Source organism: Streptomyces aurantiogriseus (assembly GCF_014649375.1).
Classification (GTDB): domain Bacteria; phylum Actinomycetota; class Actinomycetes; order Streptomycetales; family Streptomycetaceae; genus Streptomyces; species Streptomyces aurantiogriseus.
In genome coordinates, this window is record NZ_BMSX01000007.1 from 256,279 (window position 1) to 274,307 (window position 18,029).

At 70.9% G+C, this 18,029-nt stretch carries 12 protein-coding genes; 5 read left to right on the plus strand and 7 right to left on the minus strand.

Annotation, left to right across the window (positions count from 1 at the left end; translation table 11 throughout):
* Positions 1 to 21: 21 nt before the first annotated feature.
* Positions 22 to 1,617 carry an acyl-CoA carboxylase subunit beta gene (locus IE263_RS17615; RefSeq protein WP_189937447.1) on the minus strand — a complete coding sequence of 532 codons (1,596 nt, stop codon included), beginning with the start codon at positions 1,615 to 1,617 and terminating at the stop codon, positions 22 to 24.
* A gap of 386 nt (positions 1,618 to 2,003) precedes the next feature.
* Between IE263_RS17615 and IE263_RS17620 the strand changes: the two genes are divergently transcribed.
* The 4 genes from IE263_RS17620 to IE263_RS17635 all read left to right on the plus strand — a co-directional run bounded on the left by IE263_RS17620 (position 2,004) and on the right by IE263_RS17635 (position 5,542).
* Entirely contained in the window at positions 2,004 to 2,615 is a 612-nt protein-coding gene (locus IE263_RS17620; RefSeq protein ID WP_189937449.1) for a YceI family protein, read from the plus strand.
* Positions 2,616 to 2,706: 91 nt separating this feature from the next.
* Positions 2,707 to 3,345: a hypothetical protein gene (locus IE263_RS17625; protein ID WP_189937450.1), complete on the plus strand. Its 639-nt coding sequence runs from the start codon at positions 2,707 to 2,709 to the stop codon at positions 3,343 to 3,345.
* A 772-nt stretch (positions 3,346 to 4,117) separates the two neighbouring features.
* Positions 4,118 to 4,618 (plus strand): GNAT family N-acetyltransferase, encoded by a 501-nt coding sequence (locus IE263_RS17630; RefSeq protein ID WP_189937451.1) that lies wholly within the window; start codon positions 4,118 to 4,120, stop codon positions 4,616 to 4,618.
* A 141-nt stretch (positions 4,619 to 4,759) separates the two neighbouring features.
* Entirely contained in the window at positions 4,760 to 5,542 is a 783-nt protein-coding gene (locus IE263_RS17635) for a serine protease (RefSeq protein WP_189937452.1), read from the plus strand.
* 97 nt (positions 5,543 to 5,639) lie between these two features.
* Here IE263_RS17635 and IE263_RS17640 read toward each other — a convergent pair whose 3' ends face one another.
* The 6 genes from IE263_RS17640 to IE263_RS17665 form a co-directional block, all read right to left on the minus strand.
* Entirely contained in the window at positions 5,640 to 6,989 is a 1,350-nt protein-coding gene (locus IE263_RS17640) for a hypothetical protein (RefSeq protein ID WP_189937453.1), read from the minus strand.
* 90 nt (positions 6,990 to 7,079) lie between these two features.
* Entirely contained in the window at positions 7,080 to 10,115 is a 3,036-nt protein-coding gene (locus IE263_RS17645) for a glycoside hydrolase family 3 protein (protein WP_189937454.1), read from the minus strand.
* Between the two features lie 281 nt (positions 10,116 to 10,396).
* Positions 10,397 to 12,034, minus strand: coding sequence for a citramalate synthase (gene cimA, locus IE263_RS17650; RefSeq protein WP_189937455.1), 1,638 nt, complete (start codon positions 12,032 to 12,034; stop codon positions 10,397 to 10,399).
* Positions 12,035 to 12,396: 362 nt separating this feature from the next.
* The gene (locus tag IE263_RS17655; protein ID WP_229911025.1) at positions 12,397 to 13,593 is read right to left on the minus strand and encodes a TolB family protein; all 1,197 of its coding nucleotides are present in this window, start codon (positions 13,591 to 13,593) and stop codon (positions 12,397 to 12,399) included.
* Positions 13,594 to 13,874: 281 nt separating this feature from the next.
* On the minus strand, positions 13,875 to 14,963 hold the full coding sequence (locus IE263_RS17660) for a branched-chain amino acid aminotransferase (protein WP_189937456.1): 1,089 nt from the start codon (positions 14,961 to 14,963) through the stop codon (positions 13,875 to 13,877).
* 301 nt (positions 14,964 to 15,264) lie between these two features.
* Positions 15,265 to 16,317, minus strand: coding sequence for a 3-isopropylmalate dehydrogenase (locus tag IE263_RS17665; protein ID WP_189937457.1), 1,053 nt, complete (start codon positions 16,315 to 16,317; stop codon positions 15,265 to 15,267).
* A 131-nt stretch (positions 16,318 to 16,448) separates the two neighbouring features.
* Here IE263_RS17665 and IE263_RS17670 point away from each other — a divergent pair, with 131 nt between their 5' ends.
* A complete protein-coding gene (locus tag IE263_RS17670; protein WP_189937458.1) occupies positions 16,449 to 18,029 on the plus strand; it encodes a purple acid phosphatase family protein in 1,581 nt (526 codons plus the stop codon).

An 18,029-nucleotide genomic window follows, 5' to 3' on the forward strand; every position in this document is an offset into this window, starting at 1 on the left:
GATCGCGGAAAGTCCGCTGGGTTACTGCGGGGGGTTGCCGTGCTTGCGGGAGGGCAGATCGGCGTGCTTGGTGTGCAGCATCGCCAGGGACTTGATCAGCACCTCACGGGTCTCCGCCGGGTCGATGACGTCGTCGACCAGGCCTCGCTCCGCCGCGTAGTACGGGTGCATCAGCTCGGACTTGTACTCCTTGACCATGCGGGCCCGCATGGCCTCGGGGTCCTCGGCCTCGGCGATCTGGCGGCGGAAGATGACGTTGGCGGCACCTTCGGCGCCCATCACGGCGATCTCGTTCGTCGGCCAGGCGTAGGTGAGGTCCGCACCGATGGACTGGCTGTCCATGACGATGTAGGCACCTCCGTACGCCTTGCGCAGGATCAGGGAGATCCGGGGCACGGTCGCGTTGCAGTAGGCGTAGAGGAGCTTCGCGCCGTGGCGGATGATTCCACCGTGCTCCTGGTCGACGCCGGGCAGGAAGCCGGGAACGTCCAGAAGAGTGATGATCGGGATGTTGAAGGCGTCGCACATCTGCACGAAGCGGGCGGCCTTCTCGCTGGCCTCGATGTCCAGCACCCCGGCCAGCGTCTGCGGCTGGTTGGCGATGATGCCGACGACCTGGCCGTCGAGGCGGGCCAGCGCGCAGATGATGTTGCGCGCCCAGCGCTCGTGGACCTCGAGGTACTCGCCGTCGTCGACGATCTCCTCGATCACCTTGGTCATGTCGTACGGGCGGTTGCCGTCCGCCGGGACCAGGTCGAGCAGGGCGTCGCCGCGCCGGTCGGCCGGGTCGGCGCACTCGACGCGCGGCGGGTTCTCACGGTTGTTCTGCGGGAGGAGGGAGAGGAGGTAGCGCACCTCCGCGATGCAGGTCTCCTCGTCGTCGTACGCGAAGTGGCAGACACCGCTCGTCTCGGCGTGCACGTCGGCGCCACCCAGGCCGTTCTGGGTGATCTCCTCGCCGGTCACCGCCTTGACCACGTCCGGGCCGGTGATGAACATCTGTGAGGTCTCGCGGACCATGAACACGAAGTCGGTCAGGGCCGGGCTGTAGGCCGCGCCGCCCGCGCACGGGCCGAGCATCACGCTGATCTGCGGGATGACGCCGGAGGCCTTGGTGTTGCGCTGGAAGATGCCGCCGTAACCGGCGAGGGCGGAGACGCCCTCCTGGATACGGGCGCCGGCGCCGTCGTTGAGGGAGACCAGGGGCGCGCCGGCCGCGATGGCCATGTCCATGATCTTGTGGATCTTCGTGGCGTGGGCCTCGCCCAGCGCGCCGCCGAAGATGCGGAAGTCGTGGGCGTAGACGAAGACCGTACGGCCCTCCACCGTGCCCCAGCCGGTGATGACACCGTCGGTGTACGGCTTCTTGGCCTCCAGGCCGAAGCCGGTCGCCCGGTGCCGGCGCAGCTGCTCGACCTCCTGGAAGGACCCCGGGTCCAGGAGCAGCTCGATGCGCTCCCGGGCGGTCAGCTTGCCCTTGGCGTGCTGCGCCTGGGTCGCCTTCTCGCTCGGCCCGGCCAGCGCCTGCGCACGGATCTCGTGCAGCTCGGCCACGCGCCCCCGCGCGTCCGTGGGCTCCGCGGTCGGCTCACCCGTCGTCTCTTCCAAAACGGTCATGTAGCGACCTTACGAAGCCCGCCAAGGAAACCGAGACGTCGACTCCGTACAGTCTCCGACGCGTTTTCCTGGTACCCCTGAACAGAACCCGGGGGGCATGCAGGCTTTCCGACTGCTCAGAGGGCGTGGCCGTTGTAGGGGTCGCACAAAGACCCGGAGCGAGACAGACTTCACATCGCTCGGCGTGGCGCGCCGTCCGGACGGGTGACGGGACGAGCCTAGCCCGATCCGCCCGGACGCGCGGGGACACTGGAACGTGCCCCCGGCGACACCGCGCGGATGATGTTGAACATTGAACGGAATAGGTCTAGGGTCCCTCTCGTTGATGTAGTTAAAGATTCAACATCATCGGTCCCGCCATCGACCCGTCCCCCAAGGAGCACGTCATGGGCATCTTCGGCCGCAAGAACACCCCCGAGTCCACCGAGGCCCCCGCCGTCGCGGCCGTGAACCCGGAGCTCGCCGCCCTGACCGGCGACTACTCGATCGACCCGGCGCACTCGACGATCGGCTTCGTCGCCCGGCACGCGATGGTCACCAACGTCAAGGGCAAGTTCAACGACTTCACCGGCACGCTGCACCTGGACGGCACGGACCCGTCCCGGTCCACGGCGTCCCTCGACGTCACGATGGACAGCATCGACACCGGGTCCGCCGACCGTGACGGCCACCTGAAGAGCTCCGACTTCTTCAAGACCGAGGAGTTCCCGGAGATGACCTTCCGCTCCACCAGCGCGGAGGCCCTCGGCGGCGACGACTACCGCATCACCGGCGACCTGACCATCCTCGGCGTCACCAAGCCGCTCACCATCGATCTGGAGTTCAACGGTTCCGCCAAGGACCCCTTCGGCAACGAACGCGTCGGCTTCGAGGGCAAGGCGGAGATCCTGCGCTCCGAGTGGGGTCTGACCTGGAACGCGGCGCTGGAGACAGGCGGTGTCCTGGTCTCCGACAAGATCAAGCTGAACTTCGACATCTCGGCGATCAGGAACGCCTGACGCTTCGCCGACGACACGGTCCTGCGCCTCGCTCGTTGACCAGGGCGCCCCTGCCGGGCACGGCCGGGGATCCCCCCACACAGGAGGCGCCATGAGCACCAGGACAGGACCGCAGCACTACCCGGGCGCGAACCGCGACCACTGGTACCAGGACGACTTCGGCGGCGCCCGCATGGAGGTCAACGTCGTCGTCCTGCACACCACGGAGGGCCGCTCCCTCCCCGGCTACGGGGGCGGCGCCTCCGCCCCCAACCTGACGGCGGTCCCGGACCTCGCCGCCAAGAAGCTGAAGTGGTACCAGCACTTCGACATCGACATCTCCTCGCGCGCCCTCGTCAACCGGCCCGGCGGCGTCGAGACGAACACCCTGAACGTCTGCCAGGCCGAGCTGGTCGGCACCTGCGACCCCGAGCTCCACACCAAGTGGCAGCAGAGCGGCAAGGCCCACATCTACTGGCCGAAGGCCCCGGACTGGGCCCTGCTCGGCGTCGCGCGCTTCCTGGCCTGGATGCACACCCGGCACGGCGTCCCCCTGCGCGGCCCGGCTCTGTGGCCCGCGTACCCGAAGTCCGCCGGGAACGGCAGCGGACAGCGGATGAGCGGGACACGGTGGAACGACTTCAGAGGGGTGTGTGGACACATGCACGTCCCGGAGAACGCGCACGGGGATCCGGGGGCGATCGACTTCGAGAGGCTCGTGGAGTTGGCGAAGGAGGCCGCGAAGGGCTGACGGCTCCTCAAGGCCGGTCGGCGATGGCCTCCAACTCGGCGACGACGGCGGCGACTTGATCCGCTCGCCGACGCGGGGCCGAGCCCGGAGCACGCCCGGCATGGCGAGATACCGGTCGGTGCGACCGAGACCCTCGAAGACCGCCCTGGCCCGCGGACCGCGGGCCAGGGCGGCCACCAGGTCTTCGGGGACCGTGCCCACTGAGCCAGGCGTCGAGGGCGGGGGCGGAGGGGAACGAGAGGGGCGTCAGGGGGCGGGTGCCGCGGTCATGTGGGCACAATAGGAGCGCCATAGGCCAGGAGCCGTCCTGGAGCAGGACTGCCGGGAGACCGACGAGCCCCGCCCGACGGCCCTGCCCTCACCACCTCACCCGACAGTCGGAGCAACTCCCTTGAGCGCCTCGCCCGCCGAGCAGGTCGACTAGGTCCTGATCGCCTCGTATCCGAATCTGCCGGGGCGGCCCACTCCCCTGGCGGCGCTGTGGGGTTGACTGCGGGAGCGGGGGATCGACTGGATGCCGTTCGTGGTCGACGAGGTGCGGTGGGATCTCATGTGCGGGCGAGGGGAGGACGGGCACTGGTGGGGGGCGTTCAGTGTCCGTGTCGATGCCCGGGCGCTGTGGCGGCTCGGGTTGCATCCTGATCAGGCGTCCTCCGTCGTGGACGGGCCCTCGCCGCCCGGGTGGTGGCATGCGGCCGGGGAGCGGTACGCGGCCGGGCGCCGGCCGGAAAGCCGTGGACACGGATCGGGGTCCTGACCCAGGATCCTTGGCATGATCCGAGACGCCACCCAGGACGACATCCCCGAGATCCGCGCGATGATCCGCGAACTCGCCGCCTACGAACGGGCCGTCGAGCAGGCGCGGGCCACGGAGGAGCAGCTGCGGGAGGCGTTGTTCGGGGAGCGGCCCGCGGCCCATGTGGTGATCGCGGAGGACGACGGGAGCGGCGAGGTCGTGGGGTTCGCGCTGTGGTTTCCGCGGTTCTCGACCTGGACCGGCACTCGGGGCATGCATCTGGAGGATCTGTACGTGCGGCCGCAGGCCCGCGGTGCGGGGCACGGCAAGGCGTTGCTCGCCACGCTCGCCGCGATCTGTACGCGGAGTGGGTACGAGCGGTTCGAGTGGTGGGTGCTGGGGTGGAACCGGCCGACGATCGACTTCTACAAGTCCCTCGGGGTGGAGCTGCTGGAGGAGTGGAAGGTGTGCCGGCTGAGCGGCGGGCCTCTCGAGGAACTCGCCGCCCAGGCGCCGGTGGCGACGGAGTCTGGCTGAATCGCACCCCTTGTGTGAAGGCTTGCGGCGTTCTCATAATCCAGCAACAGATTTGACCTGCCCATGCCAGCAAATGGGCTTTTCTTTGTGGGCCTTGTTGTCATGGGCGCGTCATCCCCACCCCCCACGGAAGGCATCACGTTGAAGAGACTCCTCACGGCGCTCAAGAGATTCGCGGTCGTCGGTGCCGCCGCCCTCGCGATAGCCAGCCTTCAGCCCGTCTCGGCCGCGCAGGCCGCCCCCTCGCCCGTCGTCGGCGGAACCCGCGCCGCGCAGGGCGAGTTCCCGTTCATGGTCCGGCTCTCCATGGGCTGTGGCGGCGCGCTCTACACCCAGCAGATCGTGCTCACGGCCGCCCACTGTGTGGGCTCGACCGGCGCCAACACCAGCATCACCGCCACCGCCGGCGTCGTGGACCTGCAGTCCACCTCCGGCCGCGTCCAGGTCCGCTCCACGTACGTGTACCGGGCCCCCGGCTACAACGGCGACGGCAAGGACTGGGCGCTGATCAAGCTCGCGCAGCCCATCAACCTGCCGACGCTGAAGATCGCCACGACCACGCAGTACAACACCGGCACCTTCACCGTCGCCGGTTGGGGCGCGGCCCGTGAGGGCGGTGCCCAGCAGCGCTACCTGCTCAAGGCCACCGTGCCGTTCGTGAGTGACGCGACCTGCCGCTCGTACAGCGGCTACAGCGGTCTCATCGCCAGCGAGGAGATCTGCGCCGGCTACGCGGCCGGCGGCGTCGACACCTGCCAGGGCGACTCCGGCGGTCCGATGTTCCGCCGTGACGCGAACAACGCCTGGATCCAGGTCGGCATCGTCAGCTGGGGCATCGGCTGCGCCCGGCCCAACGCGCCCGGCGTCTACACCGAGGTCTCCACGTTCGCCTCGGCCATCGCCTCGGCAGCGGCCTCCCTCTGACGCACCTCTCGCGTCTCACAGCACTTCGTACGACGTCCGCGGGCCCGGCGCGTTCTGCGCCGGGCCCGTGCCCGTGTCCGTAGCTCCGAGGCCGGGCTCAGAAACCTCCGCCGAAGTCTCCGCCGCCCCCGAAGTCCCCTCCCCCGCCGCCTCCGAAGTCGCCGAAGCTCCCGGTGTCGAAGTCCGCGCCGGACACGTCCCCGCCCTCGTAGCCGCCGAAGTCGCCGTAGCCGCTGCCGTAGTCGGCGGCGTAGGAGGGGGTGGCCATCATGCTGCCGAGGAGGGTGCCGACGAGGAGGCCGGGCAGGATGCCGCCACCGAAGTAGCCGCCCGCCCAGGGGCCGTAGGCCGGGCCCGCCTCCCAGTACGGGCGGCGGCCGTAGTCGGTGTCGACCTCGCGGATGACCGGGTCGCGGCCGTCGGCCAGCCGTGTCCGGTCCGCCGCGCAGACCGGGACCTCGCGCGAGGCTCCACCGGGCGGCTCCCAGGTGGCGTCGGCGACCGAGGGGCCGTGGCGCGGGTCGAAGAAGCAGGGCGGGCGACGCTCGGGCAGCGGTTCGCCCGTGCGGCGGGCGACGAGCCGGGCCAGGGAGAACCGGCCGTCCTCCAGGGCCTGGGTGACGGCGCGCACCTCCTCCGGTTTCGTCGCGGCCGCCATGAACGACTTGGCCTGCTCGTAGGCGTCCAGGGCGTGCTCGTAGTCGGCGCGCATGGCGTCGTCGGCGCCCCGCTCGGACGGATGGAAGTCGAGGCGGTCCAGCTCCTCACCGAAGGCCGTGATGTCCTCGTCCACGACGACCCGGAGCCGTTCGAGAGCGGCCCGCTGCTCTTCAGCGTGCCGCCGGCGGTTGCGTCGTACGAGGGTGTACGCGCCCGCGCCGCCGGCCACCAGGACCGCGCTCGCCGCGATCAGCCCAGTGTAGGAGGTCCCGCCACCGCCGTCCGAGGAGGTCCAGCTCGCGGGAGCCGAGCCGCCCATGTTGGCCAGGGCGCGGTCGGTGAAGTCGTCCAGCTGGGTGCCGACGTCGGTCTCGCCCTGGACGCTGGTGACGAGGTTGCGCACGGCCGTGTTCGGCAGGACCGCGGCGTCGGCGCGGGCGTCGAAGCGGTCGCCCAGGCGGATGGCGTACAGGCCGGTCACGCCGGTGGCCGTACGCAGGTCGGTGAAGAGGTTCTCGGTCGGATGACCGGCCGGGAGGACCGCGACGAAGACGGGCTTGTCGGCGCCCTCGATCTTCTTCTCCAGCGCGTTCGCGTCCGCCCGCGAGAGGATCCCGGACGCCTCCGGGTCGACATAGACGGGGCTCTCACGAAGGGCCTCGGCGATCGTCGACACACTGCTCTCCGCGGAAGCGCGTGAGGCACCCGAGGACAGCAGGGTCAGGGCGGCGAGCGCCAGCGCGACGAGCAGTCCGGCGAGGACTCGGGCCGATAGTGCGACCTTCATACTTCGACGTTACCCGAACTTGACCAAATTAGGGCATACGGTGCACCTCTCCTCTGTCCCCTATATCTGGCCCCTATATCTGGGGCTCTTCTATCCGTGGGCCTGCCGATACGCCTCCGTCAGCCTGCGCACCGCCTCTCCGTACCGTCCGGTCAGCAGGAGGTGGTCGGCGGCTGCGAAGGGGCCGGCGACGGCCGCCGTGATGTGCCCGCCGATCTCCTGCTGGACGAGCAGCCGCGCCTTGGTGACCGCGGCCCGGCCTTCATGGTCCGCGCCCGCGCGTTCGGCCGCCGCGGCCGCGACGCCGAGGGTGTGCAGCGTGCCCGCGCCGCCCGACGGGACCGTCGTCAGCGTGGTCAGGCCCCAGCCGTACGGGAACTGCGGGTCGTACGACGTGTCGCCGACGTTGATCGGCAGCTGTGCCTCGGACCTCGGCCAGGTGACGGGGAGCTGCCCGGTGAAGGGCAGCCGGCCGTACAGGACGTCGGCCACGCCGTCGCCCTCGGTGCCCGGGAGCCAGGACGCGACCAGGGCGTCGATGGCGTCGAGCCGGTCGCCGACGAGCTGGGGGCGCCCGGAGACGATCAGCACCGCGCACTCCATGGCCGCGCAGACCTTGTCGACGGCTGCCTGGTCGGCGGCGGAGAGCTCCAGGTCGTGGCCGTTGCCGACGTCTCCGACGCCCTCGGTGTACGGGGTCTCCCCGACGACGACCACGCCGACGTCGTGGCCGGCCGTGGGCGCGGAGGCGTCCTTGGAGTACGTGACCTCGCCGCCGGACGCACGCAGGCCCTCCAGGATCGTCGTGCCGGGGGTGATGTCGCCGGACGAGCCCTGCCAGGTGATCGTCCAGCCGCCGGTCTGGTTGCCGAGGTCGTCGGCGTTGGAGCCGGCGACGTAGAGCTTCTGCGACGTCTTCAGGGGCAGGATTCCGCCCGCGTTCTTCAGCAGCACCTGGGACTCGGCTGCCGCCCGGCGGGCGACGGCACGGTGTTCGGCGGAGCCGATCCGGGAGGCGCCGGAGGTGTCGGCGTACGGCTGCTCGAAGAGGCCGAGCCGGAACTTCTGGGTGAGGATGCGGGAGACGGCGTCGTCGACGCGCCGTTCGCTGACGCGGCCCGCCCGCACCTCGTCGACGAGGGTCGCGCGGAATCTCTTGTACGCGTGCGGCACCATGATCATGTCGAGTCCGGCGTTGACCGACGTACGGACGTCCGAGGCGTGGTCGCCGGGGAGCTGGTCGATGGCGGCCCAGTCGCTGATCACGAACCCGTCGAAGCCCATACGGCCCTTGAGCACACCGTTGATCATGTCGGCGCGGGCGTGCATCTTGACCGGGCCCCGGCCGTCGCCGGCGAGGTCGAGGGAGGAGAACGAGGGCATGACGGTCCCGACGCCGCGGTCGACGGCTTCCTGGTACGGAGCCAGGTGGACGGCCTCCAGCTGCTGCCGGCTGACCTCGGTGACGCCCTGGTCGATGGTGTAGCTGTCGGTGGTGGAGGAGCCGTACGCGGTGCCGCCGTCGCCGACGAAGTGCTTGGCGGTGGCGAGGACCTTGTCGCCGTCCTTGAGGTCCCTGCCGTCGCGGGCGCCCTGGAGGCCCTGGACGACCGTCTCCATCGACTCGACGAGGGCGGGGTCCTCGCCGAAGGACTCGTAGGCGCGGCCCCAGCGTTCGTCGCGGGTGACGCACAGGCAGGGGGCGAAGTCCCAGGGAACGCCGGTGGCGCGGACCTCGGCGGCGGTCACCGCGCCCGTGTCGTGGGCGAGTTGGGGGTCACGGCTCGCGCCGATGCCGATGTTGTGCGGCATGACCGTGGCGCCGGCCAGGTTGTTGTGGCCGTGCACCGCGTCGACGCCGTAGATCAGCGGGATCTGGAACCGGGTGGCCCGTGCCCGGAGTTGGAAGGCGTCGATCATCTTCGCCCACCCCTCGGGGGTGTTGGGCGTCGGGGTCGAGCCGCCGCCGGAGAGGAGCGAGCCGAGGCCGTACGCGGCGATGTCGCCGGGTGCGGTGAGCGCGTCGCGCTCGGCCTGGGTCATCTGACCGGCCTTCTCCTCCAGGGACATGCGGGAGAGGAGGTCGGCGACGCGCTGCTGCACGGGCAACCCGCTGTCGAGGTACGGGAGGTGATGGGCGTCGACGACGATCTGCGGGTTCTCGGCCGGGGGCTCGGCGCCGGTGACGGTCAGCTTGAGGGGGATGGTCTCGGCGGCTTCGGCCGCCCCGTCCTCGAGGGTGGGGATCTCGACGGTGCGGGAGGTGCCGGAGGCGGTGCCCGCCGGGAAGGTGACGGTGCCGGTGACCGGGGTGTAGTCCTGGCCGGGCTCGGCGGTGCCGCCCGTCGTCCGGTACGTGACGGTCACGGGGGCGTCGGTCGGGGCGGAGCCGGTGGTGGCGAGGGTGAGCCGCACGGTGGCAGCGTCGCCCTCGGCCACCGGGTGCACGGCCGAGTCGGTCGTGACGGTGGCCCGGCGGGACCGGTCGGCCCTGCCGTACAGCTCGACGCCGTCCATGGCGAAGTCGCCGCCGGTCCCGGCCGGGAGCGTGACGGCGTAGCCCCACATCCGGGTGAGGCCGAGGACCTGGTCGATGCCGCCGACGGGCTGGTGGTCGGTGCGGTAGCGGAAGTCGGCGAAGGGGATCTCGATGCGCCTCCAGCCGGTGAAGTCGTCCGTGAAGGAGGTGGTCCAGAGCTCGGAGGCCTCGCCGTGGACGCCACCGTCCTTGATCTCGACGGCGATCTTCCGGCCGTTGCCGCGCCCCTCCCACCAGAAGCGGAGGCCCTCGTGCGCCGACCAGTCGTGGGCGGGCTCGTTCGCGGCGTGCTCGTGAGTGAAGCCGCCCCAGCCGCTGACGTCGTAGGTGCCGGTGAGGACCTTCTCACCCTCGGGGGCGTCGGAGCGGGCGGTCAGCTGGAGCGCGGGCCGGTCGTCGGCGTCGCTGCCCCAGGTGAAGATGCCTTCGGCGGGCCGGGGGGCGAAGGGGACTTCGCCCTCGAAGCGGTCGACGAAGGTGGGGGCGGTTGCGGGGGCAGGCGCCGGGTCGTCGGCGGCACGGGCCGAGGACAGCGGCAACAGGGTCACGAGCAGGCCGGCTGAGACGAGCAGGGCGGTTCTCGGCATGGACCTTCCCTCGGCTCCCTGAATCACTGCTGAGCCCTCACGGTTCACTCAGGACTTGGATCACGCCGTGAGTCAAATGACGGTCTGTCTATCGGTCAAGACGACCCGTCAGGGAAGGGCGAGGCACCCTGTGAAGTTCCCCCCGTTGGGCCTGGCTGCTGCCTGCCCACGGAGAGTCGGGAGGGGGTCCCCCGCGCGAGCGCAGCCGAGTGTGGGGGAGGGTGGGCCCAGGCCGGAGGGCCGGGGCCGATCCCCCGGACCTCCGCCTCGATGCCGGAGGGCTACTCCACGAGCCGGCCGCCGGAGCCCTCCGCCGGCTCCACACCCGCCCGCAGCAGCCCGTACGTGTAAGCGTCCTCCAGGGCCTGCCAGGAGGCGGCGATGACGTTGTCCGCGACGCCCACGGTGGACCACTCGCCCGCGCCGTCCGTCGTGGAGATGAGGACGCGGGTGGTGGACTGGGTGCCGTGGACGCCCTCCAGGATGCGGACCTTGTAGTCGACGAGGTCGAGCTTGGCGAGCTGGGGGTAGATCTTCTCCAGGGCGACGCGCAGGGCTCGGTCGAGGGCGTTGACCGGGCCGTTGCCCTCGGCCGTGGCGACGATGCGTTCGCCCTTGGCCCAGAGTTTGACGGTGGCCTCGTTGGCGTGGGTGCCGTCGGGGCGGTCCTCGACGATCGCACGCCAGGACTCGACCTCGAAGTAGCGCAGGGGCGTGCCGCCCTGGACCTCCGTGCGCAGCAGCAGTTCGAAGCTCGCGTCGGCCGCCTCGTAGGTGTAGCCCTTGAGCTCGCGTTCCTTGACGCGCTCCACCACCCGGCCGACCAGCTCGCGGTCGCCGCCGAGGTCGATGCCGAGTTCCTTGCCCTTGAGCTCGACCGAGGCGCGGCCTGCCATGTCGGACACCAGCATGCGCATGGTGTTGCCGACCTGCTCCGGATCGATGTGCTGGTACAGGTCCGGGTCGACCTTGATCGCGGAGGCGTGCAGGCCGGCCTTGTGCGCGAAGGCGGAGACGCCCACGTACGGCTGGTGGGTGGAGGGGGTCAGGTTCACGACCTCCGCGATGGCGTGCGAGATGCGCGTCATCTCGCGGAGCCGGCCCTCGGGGAGGACCTTCTTGCCGTACTTCAGTTCCAGGGCCGCCACGACCGGGAACAGGTTGGCGTTGCCGACCCGCTCGCCGTAGCCGTTGGCCGTGCACTGCACGTGGGTCGCGCCCGCGTCCACCGCGGCCAGCGTGTTCGCCACCGCGCAGCCCGTGTCGTCCTGGGCGTGGATGCCGAGACGGGCGCCCGTGTCGGCCAGGACGGTCGAGACGACCGCCTGGACCTGGGCCGGGAGCATGCCACCGTTGGTGTCGCAGAGGATGACGACGTCGGCGCCGGCCTCCGAGGCCGTCCGGACGACCGCCTTCGCGTACTCGGGGTTCGCCCGGTAGCCGTCGAAGAAGTGCTCGCAGTCGACGAAGACGCGCCGGTCCTGGGACTTCAGGTACGAGACCGTGTCCCGCACCATCTCCAGGTTCTCGTCCAGCGTGGTGCGCAGGGCGAGTTCCACATGGCGGTCGTGGGACTTCGCCACGAGGGTGATCACCGACGCACCGGAGTCCAGGAGTGCCTTGACCTGCGGGTCCTCCGCCGCGTTCGCACCCGCCCGGCGCGTGGCGCCGAAGGCCACCAGCCGGGCGTGCCGGAAGTCGATCTCCTCCCGCGCGCGGGCGAAGAACTCGGTGTCGCGCGGGTTGGCGCCGGGCCAGCCGCCCTCGATGAAGCCGACGCCGAAGTCGTCCAGGTGCCGTGCGATCGCGAGCTTGTCGGCGACGGTGAGGTTGATGCCCTCGCGCTGGGCGCCGTCGCGCAGGGTCGTGTCGAAGACGTGGAACGAGTCGTCGAGCTCGCTGGTTGCGGTCTCGGTCATGGTCTCAAGGCTCCTGTTGTGGATCTTCGGTCTTACCGGAATGACCGGCTCCACCGTCCCCCCAATGGTCCCTCGCACTCTCGCTTCCGGCTGTGGGTGGGCCAGAAATGCGAAAAACCTCTCGCGGGTGCGAGAGGTCTGCGCGCGGGTCGAGGACGACGGTGGCCGCCCGTACGTGGTCGTACGTGGCGGTCACTGCGGACCGGCGCGCCTGCTGCCAATAATCGTGGCGAACGAGAGCACGGGGGCAGTCTGGCACAATCCGCCCCCGTGCTCACCGGCCGTCTCAGGATGCGAGCACTTCCCTGGTCGGCTTCCCTCTTCCCCTGCGTCTCCCCCGGTGCGCGGTAAGTGCCGTGCGGTCAGCGGGTGTGGCGGACGAACACGTCCGAGACCCCGTTGGTGTCGTCCGGGACCAGGTCGGCGGCGGACGAGGTGAAGACGACCTGACGGCCGTGCCGTGCGACCGCGTCGGGGCCGGCGATGGCCGACGCCTCGGCCGCGGCCACCGTGCGCTGCCCGCCGGTGCGCAGGTCGTGCAGCACCAGGGCGCCGCCGTCCTCCCTCAGCAGGACGAACCGGCCGCCGGCGTCGGCCGATTCGGCCCTCGCCGGGGTGGCGCCGACCTGGTGGATGCGGCCGGTGGCCAGATCGGCCACGTAGGCCCGGTACTGCGCGGGCAAGGGCTCGCCCGGAAGCAGATTGGTCGCCCGCGAGTTGAACACCACCCGGCGGCCGTCGGCGGAGATGTCGACGACCTCGGAAGTGCCGTCGGAGGGGGTGCCGTCGGGCGCGATGTCGAAGCGCCGCGTCTCACCCGTGGCGCGGTCCTTGACGTACAGGGCCGCCTGGTGGTTCGTCGCCGTCCCGTACGCCACGAACCGGCCGTTCGCGCTGAGCCGTCCGCCGGTGATCCAGCCCGGATGGTCCAGCGGGTCGATCATCTCGTCGGCGCCGGTGGCCAGGTCGCGGACGTAGAGGTGGCGTGAGCCGTCGTGCCGGTTGCCGATGGTGTACCCCACGTGGTCGCCGTCGGCGCTGAACCCGGTGATGCCACCGCCCTCGTACCTGGCGTCGGTCGGCGGAGTCGCCGGCCACAGCAGCTGGACCTCGCCGGTCCGGCGATCGTGGATCCTCCCCTTGAAGAAGTGGTAGACGCCCGAGGTGTAGGCCACGCGGCGGCCGTCGGCGCTGATCATGACCTCGTGTGTCTCCGGGCCCGAGACGGGAACCTCCCGCACCGCGCCATTGCGCAGGTCCTTGACGTGGACGCAGTGAACGGACGCGCCCGAGCAGCCCGTCACGAAGGCCACGTACCGCCCGCCGACGCTGACGGCGCCCAGGCGCGACGCGGTGGTCAGCTGGGCGCCGTCCGCCGCGGTACTGACCCTCTGAACCCTGTCGCTGTGCGGTGCCGCCGAAGCAGGCGGCAGGGCGGCAGCGCTCAGCAGCGTGGCCAGCGCGCCGGCCGCGGCGGCACCGCGCAGTACGGCGCGTAAGCCTCTGCCTTCGTACGGACGGTTGGTGCGCGCGGCTCCCGTGCGGCCGTCATCCCCCATGACTCGTCCCCCCATTGGACGCGTTTCCCCCGGCCCAGCGCCGAGGGCCCACGGGGATGCAACCGCATCATGGAAACCCGGGTCAATCCGTCGAAACGCGTACAACCTGGACGGGGCGTCAGGCGTCTCGCGCGGGAGCCGGTCCGTCGAGCAACGCGTGGGCGTGCAAGCGACACCTGCAGGAGCGTGCGCTCCCCCGCGGACTCAATGGATGTCCGCGCGGGGAGACGGCACGCGTCGAACGAACGGCCCCTGGGGGCCAGCCCGACCTGGGGGGCAGGTCAGCCGAGCTGGTGCATCCAGCCGTGCTTGTCCTCGGCCGTGCCGCGCTGGATGTCCAGCAGCGCCTGGCGGAGCTTCAGGGTGACCTCGCCGGGCTCGCCGTCCGACTGCTTCCACTCGGCGCCCGCGCGCTTGACGGTGCCGACCGGGGTGATGACGGCGGCGGTGCCGCAGGCGAAGACCTCGGTGAGGGTGCCGTTCTCGGAGTCGCGCTGCCACTGGTCGATGGAGACGCGGCCCTCCTCGGCCTCGTAGCCGAGGTCGCGGGCGACGGTGAGGAGGCTGTCACGGGTGACGCCCTCGAGGATGGAGCCGGTCAGGGTCGGCGTGACGATCTTGTTGCCGTACACGAAGTACAGGTTCATGCCGCCGAGTTCCTCGACCCACTGGTGCTCGACCGCGTCGAGGTAGCAGACCTGGTCGCAGCCCTTGGCGGCGGCCTCGGCCTGGGCGAGGAGGGAAGCGGCGTAGTTGCCGCCGGTCTTGGCGTCACCCATGCCGCCGGGGACGGCACGGACGCGGTCCTCGGAGACCCAGATCGACACCGGCTTCACACCACCCGCGAAGTAGGCGCCGGCCGGGGAGGCGATGACCAGGAAGAGGTACTCGTTGGCCGGCTTCACGCCCAGGCCGACCTCGGTCGCGATCATGAAGGGGCGCAGGTAGAGGGACTCCTCGCCGCCGTGGGCCGGCACCCACGCCTTGTCCTGCTGGACGAGGGCGTCGCACGCCTCGATGAACGTCTCGACCGGTAGCTCGGGCATGGCGAGGCGGCGGGCGGAGCGCTGGAAGCGCTTGGCGTTCTGGTCCGGGCGGAAGGTGGCGACGGAGCCGTCGGGGCGGCGGTAGGCCTTGAGGCCCTCGAAGATCTCCTGGGCGTAGTGCAGGACGTTCGTCGCCGGGTCGAGGGGGATCGGCGCGTACGGAACGAGCTGGCCGTCGTGCCAGCCCCGGCCCTCGGTCCACTTGATCGTCACCATGTGGTCGGTGAAGTGGCGGCCGAACCCGGGGTTGGCCAGGATGGCCTCGCGCTCGGCGTCGGAGAGCGGGCTGGCGGAGGGCTTGAGCTCGATCGTGGGCGTCGTCATGAGTGGTTGTCCTTCACCGTTGTGTAGTGACGGGCCGCTATCACGCCCGCACGGCCGGTGGCCAGTGCTAGGACGTCCGAGCATTCCCTCATACCGCGGCTCCGCGTTCGATTATCTCGCGGGGCGTACGGCGGAAGAAAACGGGGTGAATGCGGCCCAGGCTTGATGGTGACACCCGGCAACCGCATACGAAAAGCCGCCGGGTGCGGATGCGACCCGGCGGCTTCGAATGATCTTCGGGAGATCTGGAGGTTTCGAGTGCCTGGGGGTCCCCCCAGGCCCTTGAGGCTCTGGGGGAGGGTCAGCCGGCTACTCGTACGGCCAGCGCGTCGCCGATCTCGGACGTGCTGCGGGCGGGCTTGCCGGTGCGCTCCGCGAGGTCGGCGGAGACGGCCTCCTCGACCCGGCCGGCCTCGGCGTCGTAGCCGAGGTGGCGCAGGAGGAGGGCGACGGACAGGACCGTGGCGGTGGGGTCGGCCTTGCCCTGGCCGGCGATGTCGGGGGCCGAGCCGTGGACGGGCTCGAACATCGACGGGAACTCGCCGGACGGGTTGATGTTGCCGCTCGCCGCGACGCCGATGCCGCCGGAGACGGCCGCGGCGAGGTCGGTGATGATGTCGCCGAAGAGGTTGTCGGTGACGATGACGTCGAAGCGCTCGGGCTGGGTCACCAGGTAGATGGTGGCCGCGTCGACGTGCATGTACTCGGTGGTGACCTCGGGGAACTCCTCGGCCACCTTGTTGAAGATGTTCGTCCACAGGTGACCGGCGAAGGTCAGCACGTTGTTCTTGTGGATCAGCGCCAGCTTCTTGCGCGGGCGGGCCTGGGCGCGGGCGAAGGCGTCACGGACCACGCGCTCGACACCGAAGGCCGTGTTGACGGAGACCTCGGTGGCGACCTCGTGCGGGGTGCCCTTCCTGATGGTGCCGCCGTTGCCGGTGTACGGGCCCTCGGTGCCCTCGCGGACGACGACGAAGTCGATCTGCGGCTCGCCGGCGAGCGGGGTGGCGACGCCCGGGAGGAGCTTCGACGGGCGCAGGTTGACGTGGTGGTCGAAGGCGAAGCGGAGCTTGAGCAGGAAGCCGCGCTCCAGGACGCCGGAGGGGACACCCGGGTCGCCGATCGCGCCCAGCAGGATGGCGTCGTGCTTCTTCAGCGCGTCGAGGTCGGCGTCGGTGAGGGTCTCACCGGTGGCGTGGTAACGCCGGGCGCCGAAGTCGTACTCCTTCGTCTCCAGCTTCACATCCTGCGGAAGGACGGCGGAGAGGACCTTGAGACCTTCGGCCACGACCTCCTGGCCGATGCCGTCACCGGGGATCACTGCGAGATTGAGGGTGCGAGAGCTTGCCGACATGCACGGCACCCTACTCCTCGTCCCATGGGATGACACGGCATGTCCGCCATACGGACATGTGGCGTCGCTCCGCAGGGTCGCGTTCACCCGTTCGCCGGACGGGCGTTGGGGCGTACGGGAAGGTAGGGGCCATGGAGACACCGGACGTCGGCATTCCGCCCCGGCTCGCCGAGCGGATGAGCATGGCCGAGCAGTACGAGTACCTGCGCACGAGGCTGACCCGGCGTCGGACGCTGGTGACGGCGGGCGCGGTGGCGGGCGGGCTGCTCACCGGCTGCTCGGGACCGACTGGCACGGCCACCCCGGCCCGCACGGCCACCCCCACCCGCTCGACCTCTCCTGTCGCGGGGGCCCCCGGCCGCGCCGTCACCCCTTTCGGCCGCCACCTCTCCTTCGGCGCCGACCCGCGGACCCAGATGCGCGTCTCCTGGCAGGTCCCGGCCGCCGTGCGCCGCCCTTACATCAGGTTCGGCACCCGCCCCGACGAACTCGGCGGCAAGGCCGAGGCGGAGGTGCGCGCCCTGCACACGCCCGGCGTCGAGGGCGTGCGCAAGGCCGTCGAGCAGTACTACGTGCACGCGGCCCTGGACGGCCTCCTGCCCGGCACGACGTACTACTACGGCGTCGGCCACGACGGCTTCGACCCGGCCGCGCCGGAGCACCGCGCCACGATCACATCGTTCCGTACGGCGCCGGCGCGCCCCGAGCGGTTCGTGTTCACCGCCTTCGGCGACCAGGGCGTCGGGCGGGACGCGGCCGCCGTCGACCGGCTGCTGCTGCGCGAGAAGCCCGCCTTCCACCTGCACGCGGGCGACATCTGCTACGCGAACGCCGCCGGGCGGGGGAAGACGTCCGACGTCTACGACCCGAAGGCCTGGGACGGGTTCCTCCGGCAGAGCGAACCGGTGGCCCGGTCGGTGCCGTGGATGGTGACGACCGGCAACCACGACATGGAGGCCTGGTACTCCCCCGACGGCTACGGCGGCCAACTCGCCCGTTTCTCCCTCCCGGAGACCGGCTTCGCCCCGCGGACGACCCTGGGCGCGTACACCTTCACGTACGGCAACGTCGGTGTCGTGGCGCTGGACGCGAACGACGTGTCGTACGAGATCCCCGCCAACCTCGGGCACACACAAGGCCGGCAGACGGCGTGGCTGAAGCGGACGCTGGGCGCGCTGCGGGCGGCGGACGGCGTCGACTTCGTCGTCGTGTTCTTCCACCACTGCGCCTACTCGACCTCCGCGCACGCCTCCGACGGCGGGGTGCGCGCGGAGTGGCTGCCGCTGTTCGCCCAGTACCAGGTGGACCTGGTGATCAACGGGCACAACCATGTGTACGAGCGGACGGACGCGGTGAAGGACGGCGAGGTCGGGCGCGCGGTGCCGGTCGGCGGGTCGGCCGATCCGACCAGGGACGGGACCGTGTACGTCACGGCGGGCGGCGGCGGCCGCCGTAACCTGCACGGCTTTCCGGCGGGCGTGGCGGAGAGCTACGAGGGGCACGTCACCGCGCACGAGTCCGTCGGCACCTTCCGGTGGACGAAGTCCCGGGACACGGCGGCGGAGACCGTGGAGTGGTCGCGGGTGCGCTACCGGGGCTACTCGTTCCTCACGGTGGAGGCGGTCGGTGGCCAGGCACCCCGGCTGACGGTGTCGGCGCGCGCCTCGGACGGCAGGCGGATCGACCGTTTCGAGGTGCGGCGCGGAGCCTGA